The following is a 20,107-nucleotide window of genomic DNA, read 5'->3' as shown; positions in this document are numbered from 1 at the left end:
CCAAAATATTAATCAACTGTTAATACCTACCATTAACATCATCTAGTTGTCCGTGATTCGCTCAATTCGTACCGATAGTGCATCGAGGCACCACACTGATTCGGAGGCGGACGAATGATCGTAGTGGTAGACGAGCGAGAGCTCGTGAAAGACGGGTACACTTCACTATTTGGACGTGAGGGGATTCCATCGACCGGATTTGATCCGGTCGAGTTCGGCGAGTGGGTCAATACGGCGGCCGATTCCGATATCGCAGCTGTCGAGGCTTTCCTGCTGGGGCAGGGCGAATGCACGCATGAGTTGCCACGCGCAATTCGTGACCGGTCACAGGCACCGGTAATCGCGGTCAGTGATCAGCCTTCTCTTGAGGCCACGCTGGCGCTATTTGACTGCGGCGTTGATGACGTCGTCAGGAAGCCGGTTCATCCGAGGGAGATCCTGGCGCGGGCGGCGGCAATCCGCCGGCGCTTGAAGGCGATCACCAATTACACCGAGATCGGCCCGATCCGGGTGTTCTCGGATGGTCGCGATCCGGAAATTACCGGCGAGATTTTCCCCCTGCCACGCCGCGAGCGTCGCATTCTCGAATATTTGGTCATCAACCGCGGGCGTCGCGTTTCCAAGACCCAGATCTTCAATGCGATTTACGGCATCTTCGACGAAGAGGTCGAGGAGAATGTAGTCGAGAGCCACATCTCGAAGCTGCGCAAGAAGCTGCGCAAGAAGCTCGGCTTCGACCCGGTCGATTCCAAGCGCTTCCTTGGCTACTGCATCGACTGGAGCTGATTTCTCAGCTCCTGGCCTCGCGCGGGCGGGCCTCCGAACGAATTCGGAAAGGCCCGCGATTTCCAGACAGCTTCACGCAAGGCCCGCCTCCTATTCTCTGCAATGACTACGAAAACGGGGATTTTCTATGAGCCTTTACGGAACGATGCGAACCGGTGTGTCCGGTATGAACGCCCAGGCGAATCGCCTTGGCACAGTGGCTGAAAACATCGCCAACTCCAGCACGGTCGGCTACAAGAAGGCCTCGGTGCAGTTCTCCTCGATGATCCTGCCGACCACGGCGGGCGCCTATAACTCGGGCGGTGTCGAGACGAACGTGCGCTATTCGATCTCCAGCCAGGGCACATTCAGCTACACCACGTCCTCGACGGACCTGGCGATCAATGGCGACGGCTTCTTTATCGTCAAGGGTTCTGACGGCGTCGACTACCTGACGCGTGCCGGCTCCTTCGTCATCCAGGATGATGGTACGCTGAAGAACTCGGCAGGCTACACGCTGATGGGCTACGAATACTCCTCGACGGCTGACCCGACCATCGTCGTCAATGGCTTCAATGGCCTTGAGCCGATCAACCTTTCTTCGGCCTCGATCTCGGCAACGGCATCCACGGCTGGCGCACTCAATGTCAACCTGCCGTCCAGTACCGCAGTAGGTGATTCAGAAGCCACGTCGCTTGTCGCCTACGACAGTCAGGGCAACAGCCGCTTGATCGAGTTTACTTACACGAAGACCGGCGTGAATGCCTGGTCTGTGACGGCGAACTATGCAGGTCCTCCCGCGACCGTAGTCGTACCGCCGACCGCCGTCACCTTCGATGCCAACGGTCAGATCGTCTCGCCGACCTCTCTGACCACGACGGCTTTCGTCGTCGATGGTGCCAATATGGCTTCCATGGAGATCAGCACGGGTATTTCGACCCAGCTTGCGGCCGATTTCTCGGTCGAGGAAGGCGAGATTAACGGCAATGCGGCCTCGGAAGTCGTCGGCTACGAGATCGACGCCGGGGGCGTGGTCTCGGTCGTCTACGACAACGGGGACCTGACCCCCCGTTTCCGCGTGGCGCTTGCCAGCGTTCAAAGCCCGGACAACCTGAACCCGGTCGCCGGCAATCTCTACACCCAGAGCAACTCCTCCGGCGTCATCGTCATGGGCTATGCCGGCACCAGCGGCTTCGGCTCGATCATTTCCGGCGCCCTTGAAGACTCCAATGTCGATGTGGCGGAAGAACTGACCGCAATGATCGAATCCCAGCGTAACTACACCGCGAACTCCAAGGTATTCCAGACCGGCTCCGAATTGATGGAAGTTCTGGTCAACCTGAAGAGATAACCGAAAGGTTAAGGCAGCCACATGTCGCTTACTTCTGCACTTAATACGGCACAGAATATTTTCAGGAATACGGGGGAACAGACTTCCGTCATCACGACGAATATTGCCAATAACGGAAATGCAAACTATGTGCGGCGTGCGCCTGTCGTTACCAACACCATCTACGGTGCGTCGATGGTCAATACGGAGCGCGCGCAGCAAATGGCCCTGCTGCGCCAGCTCACCAGTGCGAGCTCGGCCTCCAGTGCCCAGGAGGCCCTGCTAAAGGGATTGACGACGCTTTCCAATGCTCTCGGCGGGAATGACTACGAGCTGTCTCCCTCGACCTATCTGGCCCAATTGCAGAACAGTCTGGACGCCCTTGCGGCTTCGCCGGGTGAATTCACGCTTGCCGCGACCGTGGTTACGGATGCGCAGGATGTGGCAAATTCGCTCAACAAAGCAGCCAAGACCGTGCAGAAGGTTCGCGTCGATGCCGACGCTGAGATCAAGAGCCAGGTAGACGAACTGAACCGCCTCCTCGCCGAATTTGAGGTCGTCAATACGACGGTGGTCAAGGCCATGGCGATCGGGGCCGATGCGCACAATGCGCTCGACACCCGAGATACGCTGCTGAAGGACATCTCCCAGATCATCGGCATCGAGGCCAACGCCCGCGGCAACGGGGATATGGTGATCTACACGACCCAGGGCACCACCCTGTTCGAGACCATACCGCGGACAGTTACATTCAATCGGACGCTGGCCTATGACGCCACGGTGACCGGCAATTCCATCTTTGTCGATGGCGTGGCAATCAAGCCGGGTCAGGGCGGCAATACCAGTGCTGACGGCTCGCTGAGCGCGCTTCTCCAACTGCGCGACGAAATCGCCCCCACCTTCCAGACGCAACTCGATGAAGTCGCGCGCGGCCTGATCGAGGCCTTCGCCGAGACGGATCCGCTCGGCGTAGCCGCAGACATGCCCGGCCTCTTCACTTGGTCCGGCGGCACGGCCCTAACCTCGGGTATTGTCGAACCCGGCCTGGCAGGCAGTATTCGAGTCTCGACCGCGGTCATAACGTCTTCGGGTGGCAATCCGATGCTGTTGCGCGATGGCGGGATCAACGGCGCGGCCTACACCTGGAACACCAGCAACGCATCCGGCTACACGGCCCTGTTGGTGCGCTACTCGGATCAGCTCGATGCCGACCGCACGTTCGACGCGACGGCCGATTTGAAGACGTCGATGAGCGTCATGACATTTGCCAGCGGCTCGATTGGCTGGCTGGAGGACTTGCGCTCCAAGGCGACCACCGCCTCGGACAACAAGGTGGCGCTCTATGAGCGCTCCTTCCAGTCCTATTCGTCAAGCACCGGCGTCAGTCTCGATGAGGAGCTTTCGCTCCTTCTAGACGTGGAGCAATCCTATAAGGCGACCGCCAAGCTCGTCGCGACGATAGACGAGATGTTCCAATCTGTTCTGGCAATGGTGCGATAACTCATGTCCACAGCGAACATTTCCAATCTCTCCATTCAGACTTCGATGCGCCTTACCATCCGTCAGGCCCAGAACGAATTGATCAAGGCCCAACAGGAAGTTACGTCCGGTATCTATGCCGATATCGGTGCCGAGATCGGCGGTGCGACGTCTATGGTGGTCGACCTGACGAGGGACAGTCTTCGGCTCCAGGCGATCAAGAACAACAACGCAGTCTCCACCCAGCGGCTGGAGGCCTCGCAAGAGGCGCTCGACCAGATGGCAAAGGCGGCCGAAGAGATGAACGTGGCGCTGATTGCGCTTTCAGGAACGTCCAATCTCAACAATCTCCAGACGGGGATTCAGACGATCTCCAATTCACTGGCCACCTTCACCAGCATGGCGAACACCTCCATCGGTGGCGAGTACCTGTTCTCCGGCATCAACACCGACGTCCAGCCGATGACGGAATACGGTGACACATCCCCCGCGAAGTTGGCCTTCGACGCTGCCTTCTCCTCCTATTTCGGGTTCACGCAGACCGATCCCCAGACCGTGAATATCGCCGCCAGTGGCGCGGCTCCGAGCATGGAAGACTTCATCATCAATGTTGTCGAGCCAATGTACACCGGCACCGATTGGAACACGAACTGGTCCAGCGCGACCGACGAGGTCATGACCAGTCGGATCAGCCAGAGCGAGTCCGTCCAGACCTCGGCCTCCGCCAATAGCGAAGGCATGCGCTATTTCGCCCTTGCTGCGGTTGTCTCCAGGGAATTGCTGGCACTCAACCTTTCAGACGGGGCCCGTAGCGTCGTAACCTCGCAGGCTATCTCCTACACGGGTCGGGCGATCAACGGCATCAACAGCACCCGGACCCTGCTCGGCCTGTCGGAGGCTCGTATCGACAAGGCCAGCGCATCCCTCCAGGTGCAGATCGACATCATCGAGACCTCGCTCTCGAGCAAGATCGAGGTCGACGCCTACGAGGCTTCGACCCGGGTGAACAACCTCCTGTCCCTGGTCGAGGCTTCCTACACATTGACGGCGAAGATCCAAGCGCTGAGCCTTGTCAACTACCTTTGATGATCAAAGGGATCTAATGAAAATGAAGGACAAATGAATGTACCAGTTTTCATATGCCGAAATCATGGAGGATGGCGTCGCGGACGCCAAGGATCGTGAACGGCAGGCCTTGTCGCGGTGCATCGAGTTGCTCGCTCTCGCGCGCGACCAGGAGGGATACACCCGGGAAGCCATCGAGGCGCTTTTCTATACTCGCCGGGTCTGGATCCGCTTCATCGAGGATCTGCAACAGCCGGACAATCAGCTGGACGCCGAATTGCGCGCCAATCTGATCTCAATCGCCATCTGGATTCTGAAGGAATGCGACCGGATTCGGAAGCGCCAATCCACCAATTTCCAGGGCATTATCGACGTGACCACCATCATCAGGGATGGACTGAAATGAAGAGCACTTTGCGCATCTCGCTCAAGTCGGGCGAACGGATTTTCATCAACGGAGCGGTTCTGCGCGTCGACCGCAAGGTTGCGCTGGAATTCCTCAACGACGTGACCTTCCTTTTGGAGAACCACGTCCTGCAGCCGGAACAGGCAACGACGCCGCTCCGCCAGCTCTACTTTATCGCCCAGATGATGCTGATCAATCCCGACGGGCGCGAACAGTCGATGACGATGTTCCGCAAGTCGATCATCATGCTGCTCACCTGCTTCGAAAACGAGGAGATCCTTGCCGAGCTGAAACGGGTCGACGGCATGGTTTCGTCCGGCCGCGCTTTCGATGCGCTCAAGGCGATCCGCGGCCTCTACGCACTCGAGGATGAGATCCTCAACAGCCAGGAAATGACCCCGGCCACAGTCGAACAGATTCGCAAGGAGATCGCACCATGGCGGTAGACGGTGTTACCTCGGCCCCCCGTACGACATCGACCGGGGCCGCCTCCACAGCGGCAGGCGCCTCCGCGAGCGCTTCCCTGGATTATAATTCCTTCCTGAAGCTGCTGATCGCCCAGATGAAGAACCAGGATCCGACCGACCCGATGGATGCCAGCGAACAGATCGCCCAGCTGGCCACCTTCTCCCAGGTCGAGCAGACGATCCAGACCAACGCCAATCTCGAGACATTGATCACCGGCAACGCGTTGACGAATGCATCGAACTACATCGGCCAGACGATCACCAGCGCTGACGGGACGAAGACAGGCGTCATTGCCTCCGTACGCGTCTATAGCGATACCATGGTTGCGACGACTGCCGCTGGCGTGGAAATCCCGATTGTTGTGGGTGTTCGCGTTGGCGCCCCGACACCGGCATCGACGGGCAGCTGAACCGGTGATACCAATCGCCGGAGGGGTGATTCTCCCTCCGGTACGGGGATTCGTTCGTTATGAATGAGGCAGACGCTCTCGACATCATGCAGGCAGCCGTGTGGACCGTGCTCGTCGCTTCCGGACCAGCCGTGCTTGCTGCCATGATTGTCGGCGTCTCCATCGCGCTCGTCCAGGCGCTTACCCAGGTTCAGGAAATGACCCTGACCTTCGTGCCGAAGATCGTCGCCATCCTGGTGACCATCGGCATCAGCGCTCCCTTTGTCGGAGGTCAGATCGCGCTGTTTGCCAATCTGGTCTTTTCGCGCGTCCAGACCGGTTTCTGACCGGTCCCGGTCGATCCCAGGCCGTCTGTTGATAGTGCCACCCTCGCGCAAGCTTCGCCCGTTATCGCTGACGTGAACATGGCCGCATGTCCTTGTCGTGCGGCCGACCTCTCATGAAGAGACGGAACGATAAATGGCGCAACCATCTGCAATCATTATTCCGAAGGTCAGCCCGCAGGGTCGTGACATCGGCTTTGCCCTCGGCATCGTCGTCATCCTCAGCATTCTTTTCCTGCCCATTCCGCCCTTCCTGATCGACATGGGCCTGGCTTTCTCGATCGCCTTTTCGGTGCTGATCCTGATGGTTGCGCTGTGGATCCAGCGACCGCTCGACTTCTCGTCCTTCCCGACCATTCTGCTGATCTCGACGATGATCCGCCTGTCGCTCAACATCGCGACAACCCGCGTCATCCTCTCCAACGGCAATCAGGGGCATGACGCTGCAGGTGGCGTCATCGCGGGCTTCTCAAGCCTGGTCATGTCCGGCGACTTCGTGATCGGCCTGATCGTCTTCCTGATTCTGGTGACGGTCAACTTCATCGTCATTACCAAGGGCGCCACGCGCATCGCGGAAGTCGGCGCCCGCTTTACTCTCGATGCCATCCCCGGCAAGCAGATGTCGATCGACGCCGACCTGTCCGCCGGCATGATTGACGACAAGGAGGCGCAGTTCCGCCGGCGCGAGCTTCGAGCAGGAAAGTTCCTTCTTCGGCGCCATGGACGGTGCATCGAAGTTTGTCCGCGGCGATGCGATCGCCGGCCTCCTCATCACCGCCATCAACATCGTCGGCGGCATCATCATCGGCTATTTTCGCCACGGCATGGAAATCGGCGAGGCGGCCGATGTTTTCGTCAAGCTGTCGGTCGGCGACGGTATCGTTTCCCAGATCCCGGCACTGATCGTTTCGCTCGCCGCCGGTCTTCTGGTCTCGCGCGGCGGCACACCCGGCTCGACCGACCAGGCCGTCGTCAATCAGCTGAGCGGCTATCCGCGCGCCCTGTCGGTTGCCGCTGCGTTGATGGTCCTCCTCTCGATCGTGCCCGGCCTGCCGATGGTGCCTTTCCTGGCGCTCGGCGGCATCATGGCCTTCGGCAGCTGGTTCATTCCGCGCCAGATCGAAGCTGAGAACAAGGTCAAGCGCGAGCAGGAGGAAAAGAAGGTCATCCAGACCAAGGAAGCCGAGAAGGATTCGGTCAAGTCCGTGCTCAAGACCGCCGAGATCGAACTGGCGCTCGGCAAGCTGGTGTCGACCCGTCTGCTGGGCGCGCACCAGGAACTCGCCTTCCGTGTCGGCAAGATGCGCAAGAAGTTTGCCAGTCAGTACGGCTTCGTCGTGCCCGAGATCAAGGTCACCGATGACATTGCCATCCAGGAGAAATCCTACCAGATCCGCATCCATGGCACCACGGTCGCCTCCAATCAGCTGCGCGTCGGCGAAGTGCTGGTCGTCACCGGCTCGGGTCGCAAGCCCAAGGTTCCGGGCGACGAGATCCGCGAACCGGCCTTCGGCATGCCGGCGGTCTCTGTTCTCGAGGCTTTCACCGAGGAACTCAAACGTGAGGGATTCCACCCGATCGACAATGTGTCGGTTGTTCTCACCCATGTGAGCGAGGTGATCCGCAACAACCTGCCGCAGCTCCTGTCCTACAAGGACGTCAAGATCCTGATCGACCGGCTCGATCCGGAATACAAGAAGCTCGCCGACGAGATCTGCTCGTCGCACATGTCCTATTCGGGTCTGCAGGCGGTTCTGAAACTGCTGCTCGCCGAGCGCGTCTCGATCCGCAACCTGCACCTGATTCTCGAAGCGGTGGCCGAACTCGCCCCCCATGTCAGGAAGACCGAGCAGATCGTCGAGCATGTGCGCGTCCGCATGGCCCAGCAGCTTTGCGGCGACCTGACCGACAACGGCGTGCTGCGCGTGCTGCGCCTCGGCTCGAAATGGGACCTCGTCTTCCACCAGGCGCTGAAGCGCGACGCCAAGGGCGAAATCGTCGAGTTCGACATCGATCCCCGCAGCCTCGAGGAGTTCTCCGAGCAAGCGAGCAAGGTTATCCGTGAATTCATGGACCGTGGCCTGCCTTTCGTGCTTGTCACTTCGCCGGAAACGCGCTCCTATGTGCGCATGATTATCGAGCGTCTGTTCGCCACGCTTCCGGTCCTGTCGCATGTCGAACTGGCCAAGGGCATCGAGATAAAGATCCTGGGCTCCATTTCATGATCACCGACCCCGAGGGGACAGTTCTGGCCATGTTCGTGGCCTTCTGCCGGATCGGCGCCTGCTTCATGGTGCTTCCGGGCTTCTCCTCGGCGCGTATCCCCGTCTTGTTCCGGCTCCTGATGGCGGCGGCGATCTCGATGGCCATCCTGCCGATGTTGTGGGATACGATCTATCCTAAGGTGTCGGGTAGCGACTATGCCTATATCTACCTGATCATCGGCGAATTGCTGGTAGGCACGATGTACGGGATCATCCCGCGGTTCTATGTGCTTGGCCTGCAATTTGCCGGCTCCGCCATTTCCATGTCGATCGGGTTTAACTCGCCGGGTGCCCCGGACGTGATTGAAGATACGCCCGAGAACCAGCTGACCAACATGATCAGCTTCGGCGGGCTACTTCTGCTTTTCATGCTGGACTTCCACCATGTCGTCCTGCGGGCCTTGATCGATTCCTATGGGCTGATGCCGCTCGGGATATTTCCCGACGTGCAAAAGATGCTGATCACGCTCACCGATACCCTGAGCGCGACCTTCTTCCTGATGCTGCGGCTCGCCAGCCCCTTCATCATCTTCGGCATCATGTTCAACTTCTCGATCGGTCTGATCAACAAGCTCGCGCCACAGATCCCGATCTACTTCATCTCGACGCCCTACCTTCTGATGGGCGGTCTGTTTCTCGTGTATTTCTCCATCGCAGTGATCGTCCGGCAGTTTGCCGAGAACTTTCCCCGCATCTTCCTGGGCTGACGCCTGAATGAATGCGATGTTCAAGGAGCGCCCATGGGTCCGACGAAAAAATCAGAAAAGCTGAAGCGGCTCGTGACAGTCCAGCGCCACATGGAGCGCATGGCCGAGAGCGACCTCGCGTTCACCGCGCAGCGCCGCGAGGAGAATGCCGCATCGATGTCCTCCGTCATGCAGGCGATCGGCTCGCTCGAACCAGTCCATCGGCTGTTCGCCCAGAATTATGCCGATCGCTTCGACCGTCTGTCCAATGCCGACAAGCAACTCGCCAGCCTCCAGCATGGCCAGGAGATCATGGTACTGCGCGAACGCGCCAAGGGCGACCGGCTGGAAGAGAACATGAAGGACGCCCGCGTGTTCGAGGATCGCGCGGCGGACGACGACGCCATCTATGATCTGGTCGACATGAAGTTCGCCACGACAGCCTCCAGCAAGGTTCACGAGTGATAATCATCACCTAACCAAAGTACCGGAGACAGGAACCGTGGCTATATCACCTCCGAGCGATCTCGTGCTCGACGTCGTCCGCGCCGCAGATCCAATGGTCCTGGCGGCAGCCCAGGAGAAACTGAAGACCAATCGTGCGGCCTTCGCCGCGACCAGTCTCGCCGAGAAGGGCGCCGGCTTCGGTGCTGCGATCGAGGTGCTGAACAGCGCCGCCTTTGATGCCGGCCTCGGCAATGTGCAGAAGACTGCCGCGGGCGCAACCCCGAAGGTTTACCGCGACTTCGAGGCGGTCGTCCTGCAGAATTTCGTCAAATCGATGATGCCGGACGACAGCGAAGCCGTTTACGGCAAGGGCAATGCCGGCGAGATCTGGAAAAGCATGATGGCCGAGCAGATCGGCGGTGTGATCGCCGAAAGCGGGGGCGTCGGCATTGCCGATCAGATGTATGCGGAGGAACTGGCCCGCAAACGTGGCGACAAACTCGTCAACGCTGTCACCGATGAAACCGATCGGCGCATGGCTTTCAACATGGTGACGGACCTGGAGCGTCGTACGCTCGGCGTCTCCGAGACCGATGAAACGACAGCATAACAACACTCATCCGGGGCAATACCATGGAAATCATCAATAGCGATTATCGGATCAAGACGGTGCTCGGGCGCCTCGAGATGATCATCGACAATGAAAATCAGCGCATCGGCAAGGACCCGGAATTCGACCTCAAGGTCTCGAATGCCCACAAGAGCCGTTGCCTCTATGAACTGACCATGCTGTGTCGCGACACCGATCCGCGCGAGCTGGCGGTAGGTTATGTCGAGCAGATGCAGGGCCTTAAGAAGAAACTGGCGATCAATGCCCGCCGTGTCGAGGCGCATATGAATGCGGTGCGTGCGGTTGCCGATCTCCTGAAGAATGCCGTGCAGGAGGCCGACGGTGACGGCACCTATTCCCAGGAACAGTTTCTCTACAGTGAGGTCTGATGGTCAAGATTCTGGCCGCCGGATTGTGGGTCTGCCTTGTGACGCTCGGTGCGGTCTATTTCTCCGTACACATGGCGACGGCCCCCGCTGAAGTCAGTGAAGAGGACGTCAGGAAGGCGAAGCTCGAACTGGTGCGCGGCGAGGCGATCACTATCCCGATGATCGCCGACGGTAGCGTGCGCGGCTATTTCCTTGGCCGCATCTCCTTCATGATGGACAAGGAAAAGATCAAGGGCGTCGAACTGCCGTTGACCGAGCTGATGACCGACGAGCTGTTCACCCTGCTGATCGGCAACAAGATGGTCGACATTGCGAACATGGCCGCCTTTGATGTTGCCGCCTTCCGCGGGAGGATCAAGGCCGACATCAACGCCCATCTTGGCGAGGGATTCGTCGAAGAGGTGCTCATCGAGCAGCTCGACTACCTGTCGAAGGAGGATGTCCGGGCCACGAGCACAGGGAATGCCAAACCGCCCGGCAAGCCGGTCAAGGTGATCGAGGGCGACAAGGTCGAGTAGACGGCCAGATCGGGCCGGCGTCCACTTCGGCGCATCGCGGCTCCAGGTGGGGGGAACGAAACCAGGCAGCGGGTCTGCCTGCCGCCCCTGTGAGCGTCTTTCTAACGCCTCGATACGGCATGGTTAAGCCCTTGTATATCCGCGCGGATAAATGCGAGACCTACGCTTAACTCCGATTTGATATCCTGCCGATACAAGTCACCTATCATTCCTTGCGTTGCGTGGTGTCATGCTGTTGCCATTCCCCTTCCTCTCGCGCCCGGCATTTTCCGCGGATTTGTTGGCAGGCATTGCCGGCACGCCCGAAAATGTCCGGCGGCCGGAAGGCCCGTCACGTTCCGCGGCGGCAATGCGTCCGGGGTGGTCATGAGCCTGTCGACCAGTTCAGCCTTGCCGGAACCGCGCTTGCCGCTCTTCGGCATCCCCCTTTATGACCTCACCTGGGATAGCGCGCTGTTCCATGTCGACCAACTGGCGGCCTTGCCGTTCGGCCAGATTCACATGGCGTTCCTCAACGCCAATAATGCCAATCTGATGATGTCCGATCCGCAGTATCGCGAGGCGCTGAAACGCACAGTCCTGCTGCCCGACGGCATTGGCGTCGATCTCGCTTCACAAATCCTGAATGGCGAGCGCTTCCGCGCCAACCTCAACGGCACGGATTTTATCCCGGCCATGCTGAGCTACATGGAGGTGCCCCGGCGGATCGGCCTGATCGGCGGGCGCCCGGAGGTGCTCGCCAACGCCGCGGAGAATTTCCGCAGGCACGCACCCTGGCACGAGTTCGTGGAAATCGTCGACGGCTACTTCGACAAGCAGAATTGCGCAAGTGTGCTGGATGATGTCGAGACCGCCCGCGTCGACATTCTTCTGGTCGCCCTCGGCACTCCGCTGCAGGAGATCTGGATCGACCGCAACATTCGCCCGGAGCATGCCCGCCTCGTGATCGGCGTCGGCGCACTCTTCGACTTCGTTTCCGGTCAGGTTCCGCGTGCGCCGCTGTGGATGCGACACATCCGCTGCGAATGGGTCTATCGGCTGTGGCTGGAGCCGAAGCGGCTCTGGTACCGCTATGTCGTCGGCATTCCGGTCTTCCTTGGCCATGTCGCGCGCTTCAAGATCATGGGTCTGCCCCGCCATGTTGGCGGCTAGGATCCGCCTGCGGACTGGCCCGACGCCATTCCTGAACATCAGCTTCGCCGCGGAGATGAAGCTAGACCAAGGGAGGCCACAGGAAGCTGCGGTTTCCCCTTGCAAATACCATGCTTTTGACACCATACGGCGGTGAGAGGCAAAATGCTGGCCCGACGCGGCGGCTATATTGCCGGGAAACGCAAGCGAGGGATGCTATCGTGACAACGGTGATTGATGGCAAGCAGGCAGCCGCCTCCGTAATCGAGGCGGTGACAACAGCAGCAGCGACGCTGGAAGGAGAGACCGGGCGCCGGCCCGGCCTTGCGGTGGTGATCGTTGGAGACGATCCGGCAAGCCATGCTTATGTCTCCTCGAAAAGCCGGATGGCCAAGCAGTGCGGCTTCAAGTCCGTGCAGCACACGCTTCCCGAGGAAACCAGCCAGGAAACGCTGATGGCGCTCGTCGCCGAACTGAACGCGGATCCGGAAGTCGACGGCGTGCTTGTCCAGCTTCCCCTGCCGAAACATCTGAACTCCGAGCCGATCATCCAGTCGATCCTGCCGGAAAAGGACGTCGACGGCCTGCATGTCGTCAATGCCGGCAAGCTCGCCACTGGCGACGCCGAGACAGGTCTCGTCTCCTGCACGCCGGCAGGCGCCATGATCCTGGTGCGCCAGATCCGCGGCCGCGATCTCTCCGGTCTCAACGCTTTGGTGATCGGCCGCTCCAACCTGTTCGGCAAGCCGATGGCGCAGCTCCTGCTCGCCGCCAATGCCACGGTGACGATCGGCCATTCGAAGAGCCGCGACTTGGCCGCACTCGCCCGCAATGCCGACATCCTCGTGGCTGCCGTGGGCCGCGCCGAAATGGTCAAGGCCGACTGGGTCAAGCCCGGCGCGACCGTGATCGACGTAGGCATCAACCGGGTTCCGGCTCCGGAGAAGGGCGAGGGCAAGACACGGCTGGTCGGTGACGTGGCCTTTTCCGAATGCGCGCCCGTCGCTGGTGCGATCAGCCCGGTACCGGGCGGCGTCGGGCCGATGACCATCGCCATGCTCATGGCCAATACGGTGATTGCCGCCTACCGCTCGAACGGCAAACCCGCACCGAAGTTCTGACGGCTCCACATCCGATTGCGATGGGGCGGGGCGCCCGTACCTATTTCGGCGCAGGGCCCGTCGAGGCGCGGATCACCAGGTCGGCGGTCCAGAGTTCGTGAGCCGGCGGTTGCGGCTCTGTCCGCTTGATCGCCGCGATCAGCCTCTGGGCGATGCGGATACCGGCCGCGCGCAGCGACGAGCGGGTCGTCGTCAACGGCACGGTGAAATTCTCGGGTTTCAGCAGCGGCAGCACGTCGTCATGGGCGATCAGCGATATGTCCTCGCCGAGCTTCAGTCCCGCCCTGTTGATCGCCCTGACCGCGCCAAGCGCCAGAACGGTCGAAGCGCAGAGCACCGCTGTCGGCCGATCAGGCCGCTCCAGCAGCGCCGCCATGCCGCGAAACCCCTCTTCGTCGGTCATCGCCGTATGGCGCATCGAGCCTGCGTCCAGGTCGATGCCCTTTTCCTGGAGCGCCGCCATGGTGCCGATCCTGCGGCGGATGGCGAAGTCGAACTCCTCCGGACCATTCAACAGCGCGAAGCGCCGGTGGCCGAGTTGCAGCAGGAGCCGCGCCGCATCGCGAAAGGCGCCCTCGTTGTCGACGTCCAGATACGGAAAGTCATTGTCCGTGCCGTAGGACCGGCCGTGCACGATGAAAGGTACGGGCAGGGACTTCGCCATGGCGATGCGCGGGTCGTTCTCCCGCATATAGGCGAGATAATAGCCGTCGACGCTGCCGCTCGCCACCAGCCAGCGGATCGCCTGCTCCTCGTCGCGCGGCGAGGCCGGCATGATGACCAGATGGAAGTCGTGCCTGAGGGCCTCTTCGGCAAGCCCGCGCTGGAATTCGGCGAAATGCAGGTCGGAACTGTCGTTCGGTTCGATCGGCATGACGAGGCCGATCGAACCGGCCTTGCCGGTCGCCAGCCGCTGCGCCGCGCGGTTCGGCCGATAGCCGGTTTCCTTGGCGGCCTTCAGCACGCGCTGGCGCGTCTCTTCGCTCACTTCCGGATAGCCGTTGATCGCCCGGCTGATCGTCGTCTGCGACAGGCCCAGCAATTCCGACAATTGCTTCAGGTTCACGGCGTCACTCCTCCCATGCCGCTTGGGACTGCCTGGCAAGGATGCCGCCTCGTCGGCGTTCAAAGCGCTTGGATTGGTCTAGCAGCCGCGGGCGCTGCGACAAACAGGAAATTGGTCGAATGAATTGCATGTGCCGATTTCTTCACCGCAGTGTTGCAACCATTTGCGGCAATTCCTGAATTATGCTTGACTCGCTTTCCCACTCGATGTGATGACTTTGTGTCAAAGCGCTTTGAATAATCTGGCTTTCAAACTGCGAGACGGGGCTTGCTCGTCCGTTATGTGATGGGAGGTAAATCACATGAAGAGAATTTTCCTGATGACGGTCGCAGCGGCCGCCCTTCTTGCCGGTGCCGCGGGTGCGGCCGAATTGAAGTTCAAGCCGGGCGAGGACGCCAAGTTCAATTGGGCGAGCTTCGAGGAATTCAAGAATACCCATGACCTAAAGGGCCAGACGTTGTCGGTCTTCGGTCCCTGGCTGGGTCCCGACCGCGACCTGGTCTTGAGTGTTCTGGCCTATTTCGAGGATGCCACCGGCGCCAGGGTCGAATATGCCGGCTCCGACAGTTTCGAACAGCAGATCGTCATTGACACCCAGGCCGGCAGCGCGGCCAATATCGCCGTTTTCCCGCAGCCCGGTCTTGCCGCCGACCTCGCGGCCAAGGGGTTCCTCGCCCCAATGAAAGCGGAGACGGCGGAATGGCTGAGGGAAAACTACGCAGCCGGCGACTCCTGGGTGGATCTCGGATCCTACAAGGGCAAGGACGGCAACACGGCCTTTTTTGCCTTCCCCTACAAGGCCGACCTGAAATCGCTCGTCTGGTACGTTCCCGAAAACTTCGAGGACGCCGGCTATGAAGTGCCGGAGACCCTGGAAGATCTGAAGGCCCTGACCGAGCAGATCGTCGCCGAGGGAGAGACCCCCTGGTGCATCGGGCTTGGTTCCGGCGCTGCGACCGGCTGGCCGGCGACCGACTGGGTCGAGGACATGATGCTGCGCACCGCCGATCCGGAGACCTACGACAAGTGGATCTCCAACGAGATCCCATTCAATGACCCGGCGGTCATCGGCGCGATCGAGGAATTCGGCTGGTTCGCCACGACTGACAAGTTCGCCGACGGCGGAAAGGCCGGTGTTGCCTCCACCGATTTCCGCGACAGCCCGAAGGGGCTCTTCACCTCGCCGCCCAAGTGCTACATGCACAAAATGGCCTCCTTCATTCCGTCCTTCTTCCCGGAAGGCACGGAACTGGGTGCCGACGCGGACTTCTTTTATTTCCCGGCCTATGCAGGCAAGGATCTCGGCAAGCCCGTCCTCGGCGCCGGCACGCTTTTCGGCATCACCAAGGATAGCCCCGCCGCCCAGGCCTTCATCGAGTTCCTTCAGACCCCGATTGCCCACGAGATCTGGATGGCTCAATCCGGGTTCCTCACTCCGTTCAAGGGTGCAAACCCCGAGGCCTACGCCAATGAATCCCTGAAGAAGCAGGGCGCCATCCTGACAAGCGCCACCACCTTCCGCTTCGACGGTTCCGACCTGATGCCGGGCAAGATCGGCGCGGGTGCGTTCTGGACCGGCATGGTCGACTATGTCGGCGGCAAGCCCGCAGCCGCTGTCACGGCCGAGATCCAGAAGTCCTGGGATGCCCTGAAGTAGGATCACTGACAAGGATCCACGCGGGGCCGCAAGGCCTCGCGTGGTGTGATCAAGAGACGCGCACCGGCAATGTGGTGACGGGGACAAGCGCGCGTGACGGGGAGGGTTTAAGGTGGAACAACTCTTGTATGCCCTGCTGACGATCGTTCTCGGCGTGGTCGGCGCAATCGGATATTTCTACGGCAGCAATCTCCTGCTCGACCGGCTCTTTCCCGCCAATATTTCCGACCAGGCAAGGGCATCGCAGAACCTGCGGCGCTCCGCTTTGATCCGTCCCTGGCTGTTCCTTGCCCCGGCGCTGCTGTCGCTCGGCATATATCTGGTCTATCCGGTCTTTTCTTCCGTCGCCTATTCGCTCTTCGACCGCTCCGGCACCCGTTTTGTCGGTCTTTCGAACTACCGCTGGATGTTCTTCGACCGCGAATTCCGCGAGTCGATCTTCAACAACATGCTCTGGCTGATCGTAGTGCCGGCGGCCTCGACGCTCTTCGGGCTGATCATCGCCGCCCTCACAGACCGCATCTGGTGGGGCAATATCGCCAAATCGCTGATCTTCATGCCGATGGCGATCTCGTTTGTTGGCGCCTCGGTCATCTGGAAATTTGTCTACGACTATCGCGATGCCGCAAGCGAACAGATCGGCTTGCTGAATGCAGTCGTCGTGGCCCTTGGCGGCCAGCCGCAGATCTGGATCGCGCTGCCGTTCTGGAACAATCTATTCCTGATGGTGATCCTCATCTGGATCCAGACGGGCTTTGCCATGGTGCTGCTTTCTGCAGCACTTCGTGGCATTCCCGAGGAAACGATCGAGGCGGCCGTCATCGACGGGGCAAATCCCTGGCAGATCTTCATGAAGATCAAGGTGCCGCAGATCTGGGGCACGATCGCGGTGGTCTGGACCACGATCACCATTCTTGTGCTCAAGGTGTTCGACATCGTGCTGGCCATGACCAATGGCCAATGGAACACCCAGGTGCTGGCCAACATGATGTTCGACTGGATGTTCCGCGGCGGTGGCGACTTCGGCCGTGGCGCCGCGATCGCCATCGTCATCATGGTGCTCGTCGTCCCGATCATGATCTGGAACATCCGCAACGCCAGCCGTGAAATGGAGGGACGCTGACATGTACAAGAGCAGCGCGCGCTCACCACTCACCTGGTTTGTCCATATCACGGTCGCCCTTCTGGTCATCCTGTGGACCCTCCCGACGGCCGGTCTGTTCATTACCGCGATCCGCGACAAGGATCAGATTGTCGCCTCCGGCTGGTGGACGGCCCTTTCGACCTCGACCCAGAACGTCATCTATCGCGCACCGGCCGCCGAGGGGCAGGTCGAGCAGGATGGTGCCTTCGTCATTTCCGGCAACGTCCTTGAGGGCGGCAAGGGCTTTGTCAGCGCCTTCGGCACGTCGAGCCGTGACCCGGCAGCCTATGAGCCTGGTCAGGCGGTGGATGCGGGCGATGGTGCCAAACTGACCGTCGAGGAGAACGGCGACTTTCGCATCGAATCGGCGGTTCGTTTTGAGAACACGCGCGGCATGCGTATCTTCTACACGGCAGAGATCCCGCCGCGGTTCACCCTGGACAACTATCGCACGGTGTTGACGGCCGAGGGGATCGGCCAGTCCTTCCTCAACTCGCTGACGGTAGCCATTCCCTCGACGATCATTCCGATCCTGGTCGCGGCCTTCGCCGCCTATGCGCTCGCCTGGATGAAATTCCCCGGTCGTGCGCTCCTTCTCGCCCTGATCGTTGGCCTGCTTGTCGTGCCGCTGCAGATGTCGCTCATCCCGCTCCTGCAGATGTACAACAAGATCGGCGCCTTCTTCGGCGTTCCGGCCAAGACCTATCTGGGCATCTGGCTCGCCCATATGGGCTTCGGCCTGCCGCTCGCCATTTATCTGCTGCGCAACTACATCGCCGGCCTGCCGCGTGAGATCATGGAATCGGCGCGCGTTGATGGCGCCAACGATTTCACCATCTTCATCCGCATCGTGCTGCCGCTTTCCTATCCGGCGCTCGCCTCCTTTGCGATTTTCCAGTTCCTCTGGACCTGGAACGACCTGCTCGTCGCTACCGTCTTCCTCGGCAACAGCGAGGAGACGATCGTCCTGACCGGGCGCCTGCGCGAATTGCTTGGATCGCGCGGCGGCAATTGGGAAATCCTCACCGCCTCGGCGTTCATCACCATCATCGTTCCGCTGCTCGTCTTCTTCACCCTGCAACGCTACCTGGTCCGCGGCCTGCTCGCCGGCTCGGTCAAGGGCGGTTGAGATGGCCTGGCATCGCCTGAGAGCATTCGACAAGGACTGACAATGACTGCAATGACCCAATCGACCTCTGTGCCGGACAAGGACTGGTGGCGCGGCGCGGTGATCTATCAGATCTACCCCCGCTCCTACCAGGACTCCAACGGCGACGGCATCGGTGACCTCAAGGGCATCACCGCCCGCCTGCCGCATATCGCCGCCCTTGGCGCTGACGCGATCTGGATCTCGCCCTTCTTCACTTCGCCGATGAAGGATTTCGGCTATGACGTGTCCAACTATACGGACGTCGATCCGATGTTTGGCACGGTGGCCGACTTCGATGCCTTGATCGCCGACGCCCATCGCCTCGGCCTCAAGGTGATGATCGACCTGGTCATTTCGCACACGTCCGACCAGCACTCCTGGTTCGTCGAGAGCCGGTCGAGCCGGATCAATCCCAGATCGGACTGGTATGTCTGGTCGGACCCGAAGCCGGACGGCACGCCGCCCAACAACTGGCTGTCGATCTTTGGCGGGTCCGCCTGGCACTGGGACCCGACCCGCATGCAGTATTACATGCACAATTTCCTGACGTCGCAGCCGGACCTCAACATGCACAATCCGCAGGTCCAGAATGCCGTGCTTGACGCAACACGCTTCTGGCTCGATCGCGGTGTTGACGGCTTCCGGCTCGACACGATCAACTTCTATTTCCACGACAGGCTGTTGCGCGACAATCCGGCGCTTGCGCCCGAGCGGCGCAATGCATCGACCGCACCGGCCGTGAACCCCTACAATTTCCAGGAACACCTCTACGACAAGAACCGCCCGGAAAACCTGGCCTTCCTGAAGCGCTTCCGCGCCGTGCTGGAGGAATACCCGGCGATCGCCGCCGTCGGCGAGGTGGGCGACAGCCAGTACGGTCTTGAAATCGTCGGGCAATATACCTCCGGCAACGACAAGATGCAGATGTGCTATGCCTTTGAATTTCTGGCGCCCGAACCGCTGACGCCGAAGATCGTGGCCGAGACCCAGAAGGCCTTTGCTGCGGCCGCCCCCGAGGGCTGGGCCTGCTGGGCCTTCTCCAATCACGACGTTGTCCGCCACGTCACCCGCTGGGGCGCCGATGTCGGCGACCGCAAAGCCTTTGCCAAGCAGATGGCGGCCATCCTCATGACCCAGCGCGGCTCGGTCTGCATCTACCAGGGCGAGGAACTGGGCCTGACCGAAGCCGACATTGCCTATGAGGACCTTCAGGATCCCTACGGCATCGAGTTCTGGCCCGAGTTCAAGGGGCGCGACGGGTGCCGCACGCCGATGGTCTGGGACAATGTTGCCCAGCAGGCTGGCTTCTCGACCGCGCCGAAGACATGGCTGCCGATCCCGGTCGAGCACACGATCAATGCGGTGAGCGTTCAGGAAGGCAAGGCCCACTCCGTGCTCGAGCACTATCGCCGCTTCCTCGCTTTCCGTCGTGCCCATCCGGCGTTGGTCAAGGGTGGTATGGAGTTTCACGAGGTTGGCGAGACCGCGCTGGTCTACAGCCGTTCGCTCGCGAACGAGACGGTTCTGTGCGTCTTCAACATGAGCGCCGAACCCGCCCGCCTGTCGGTGCCGGCAGGTTCCTGGCAGCCACTCGACGGACACGGTTTTTCGGGCAAGATTGAAGATCACGCGGTCGAACTGCCGGCCTGGGGCGCACATTTCGCGCGTCACGCCTGATT

20 protein-coding genes and 1 pseudogene are annotated in these 20,107 nt (G+C 60.6%); 20 read left to right on the top strand and 1 reads right to left on the bottom strand.

Annotated elements, in window-relative coordinates:
- Positions 1–114 precede the first annotated feature (114 nt).
- The 16 genes and pseudogenes from rem to folD all read left to right on the top strand — a co-directional run bounded on the left by rem (position 115) and on the right by folD (position 13,411).
- The gene (gene rem, locus ACWPVA_RS13435; RefSeq protein WP_454288166.1) at positions 115–786 is read left to right on the top strand and encodes a transcriptional activator Rem; all 672 of its coding nucleotides are present in this window, start codon (positions 115–117) and stop codon (positions 784–786) included.
- 127 nt (positions 787–913) lie between these two features.
- A complete protein-coding gene (locus ACWPVA_RS13430) occupies positions 914–2,116 on the top strand; it encodes a flagellar hook protein FlgE (protein ID WP_454288165.1) in 1,203 nt (400 codons plus the stop codon).
- Positions 2,117–2,137: 21 nt separating this feature from the next.
- The gene (gene flgK / locus ACWPVA_RS13425; RefSeq protein ID WP_454288164.1) at positions 2,138–3,595 is read left to right on the top strand and encodes a flagellar hook-associated protein FlgK; all 1,458 of its coding nucleotides are present in this window, start codon (positions 2,138–2,140) and stop codon (positions 3,593–3,595) included.
- Positions 3,596–3,598: 3 nt separating this feature from the next.
- Positions 3,599–4,660 carry a flagellar hook-associated family protein gene (locus tag ACWPVA_RS13420; RefSeq protein WP_454288163.1) on the top strand — a complete coding sequence of 354 codons (1,062 nt, stop codon included), beginning with the start codon at positions 3,599–3,601 and terminating at the stop codon, positions 4,658–4,660.
- 37 nt (positions 4,661–4,697) lie between these two features.
- Positions 4,698–5,045 (top strand): flagellar biosynthesis regulator FlaF, encoded by a 348-nt coding sequence (flaF, locus tag ACWPVA_RS13415; protein WP_454288162.1) that lies wholly within the window; start codon positions 4,698–4,700, stop codon positions 5,043–5,045.
- The gene (flbT, locus tag ACWPVA_RS13410; protein WP_454288161.1) at positions 5,042–5,491 is read left to right on the top strand and encodes a flagellar biosynthesis repressor FlbT; all 450 of its coding nucleotides are present in this window, start codon (positions 5,042–5,044) and stop codon (positions 5,489–5,491) included. Before flaF ends, flbT begins: the two co-directional genes overlap by 4 nt.
- Positions 5,482–5,922 (top strand): flagellar hook assembly protein FlgD, encoded by a 441-nt coding sequence (flgD, locus tag ACWPVA_RS13405; RefSeq protein WP_454288160.1) that lies wholly within the window; start codon positions 5,482–5,484, stop codon positions 5,920–5,922. The genes flbT and flgD overlap by 10 nt, the downstream gene beginning before the upstream one ends.
- A gap of 59 nt (positions 5,923–5,981) precedes the next feature.
- Positions 5,982–6,248, top strand: a complete 267-nt coding sequence (fliQ, locus tag ACWPVA_RS13400; protein WP_454288159.1) for a flagellar biosynthesis protein FliQ — start codon at positions 5,982–5,984, stop codon at positions 6,246–6,248.
- A 133-nt stretch (positions 6,249–6,381) separates the two neighbouring features.
- Positions 6,382–8,470, top strand: a pseudogene (gene flhA, locus ACWPVA_RS13395) (flagellar biosynthesis protein FlhA).
- A complete protein-coding gene (fliR, locus tag ACWPVA_RS13390) occupies positions 8,467–9,216 on the top strand; it encodes a flagellar biosynthetic protein FliR (protein ID WP_454288158.1) in 750 nt (249 codons plus the stop codon). Before flhA ends, fliR begins: the two are co-directional and overlap by 4 nt.
- Positions 9,217–9,249: 33 nt before the next feature.
- The gene (locus tag ACWPVA_RS13385; RefSeq protein WP_454288157.1) at positions 9,250–9,660 is read left to right on the top strand and encodes a hypothetical protein; all 411 of its coding nucleotides are present in this window, start codon (positions 9,250–9,252) and stop codon (positions 9,658–9,660) included.
- Positions 9,661–9,697: 37 nt separating this feature from the next.
- Positions 9,698–10,252, top strand: coding sequence for a rod-binding protein (locus ACWPVA_RS13380; RefSeq protein ID WP_454288156.1), 555 nt, complete (start codon positions 9,698–9,700; stop codon positions 10,250–10,252).
- A gap of 23 nt (positions 10,253–10,275) precedes the next feature.
- Entirely contained in the window at positions 10,276–10,641 is a 366-nt protein-coding gene (locus ACWPVA_RS13375) for a hypothetical protein (RefSeq protein ID WP_454288155.1), read from the top strand.
- Positions 10,641–11,159, top strand: coding sequence for a hypothetical protein (locus ACWPVA_RS13370; protein ID WP_454288154.1), 519 nt, complete (start codon positions 10,641–10,643; stop codon positions 11,157–11,159). The genes ACWPVA_RS13375 and ACWPVA_RS13370 overlap by 1 nt, the downstream gene beginning before the upstream one ends.
- Positions 11,160–11,525: 366 nt before the next feature.
- Positions 11,526–12,311, top strand: coding sequence for a WecB/TagA/CpsF family glycosyltransferase (locus tag ACWPVA_RS13365; protein ID WP_454288153.1), 786 nt, complete (start codon positions 11,526–11,528; stop codon positions 12,309–12,311).
- A 200-nt stretch (positions 12,312–12,511) separates the two neighbouring features.
- Positions 12,512–13,411 (top strand): bifunctional methylenetetrahydrofolate dehydrogenase/methenyltetrahydrofolate cyclohydrolase FolD, encoded by a 900-nt coding sequence (gene folD, locus ACWPVA_RS13360; protein WP_454288152.1) that lies wholly within the window; start codon positions 12,512–12,514, stop codon positions 13,409–13,411.
- A gap of 40 nt (positions 13,412–13,451) precedes the next feature.
- On the opposite strand, the gene ACWPVA_RS13355 is transcribed toward folD, so the two are convergent.
- Entirely contained in the window at positions 13,452–14,477 is a 1,026-nt protein-coding gene (locus tag ACWPVA_RS13355; RefSeq protein ID WP_454288151.1) for a LacI family DNA-binding transcriptional regulator, read from the bottom strand.
- 301 nt (positions 14,478–14,778) lie between these two features.
- On the opposite strand from ACWPVA_RS13355, the gene ACWPVA_RS13350 reads away from it, so the two are divergent.
- The 4 genes from ACWPVA_RS13350 to bglA all read left to right on the top strand — a co-directional run bounded on the left by ACWPVA_RS13350 (position 14,779) and on the right by bglA (position 20,105).
- The gene (locus ACWPVA_RS13350; RefSeq protein ID WP_454288150.1) at positions 14,779–16,134 is read left to right on the top strand and encodes an ABC transporter substrate-binding protein; all 1,356 of its coding nucleotides are present in this window, start codon (positions 14,779–14,781) and stop codon (positions 16,132–16,134) included.
- A 112-nt stretch (positions 16,135–16,246) separates the two neighbouring features.
- On the top strand, positions 16,247–17,257 hold the full coding sequence (locus ACWPVA_RS13345; protein ID WP_454288149.1) for a carbohydrate ABC transporter permease: 1,011 nt from the start codon (positions 16,247–16,249) through the stop codon (positions 17,255–17,257).
- A 1-nt stretch (position 17,258) separates the two neighbouring features.
- Positions 17,259–18,407, top strand: a complete 1,149-nt coding sequence (locus ACWPVA_RS13340) for a carbohydrate ABC transporter permease (protein WP_454288148.1) — start codon at positions 17,259–17,261, stop codon at positions 18,405–18,407.
- Between the two features lie 42 nt (positions 18,408–18,449).
- On the top strand, positions 18,450–20,105 hold the full coding sequence (gene bglA, locus ACWPVA_RS13335; protein WP_454288147.1) for a beta-galactosidase BglA: 1,656 nt from the start codon (positions 18,450–18,452) through the stop codon (positions 20,103–20,105).
- Positions 20,106–20,107: the final 2 nt, after the last annotated feature.

The organism is Rhizobium arsenicireducens, from assembly GCF_964021225.1.
The sequence above is the reverse complement of the archived record's forward strand: the minus strand, read 5'-3'. Positions and strand labels throughout refer to the sequence as shown.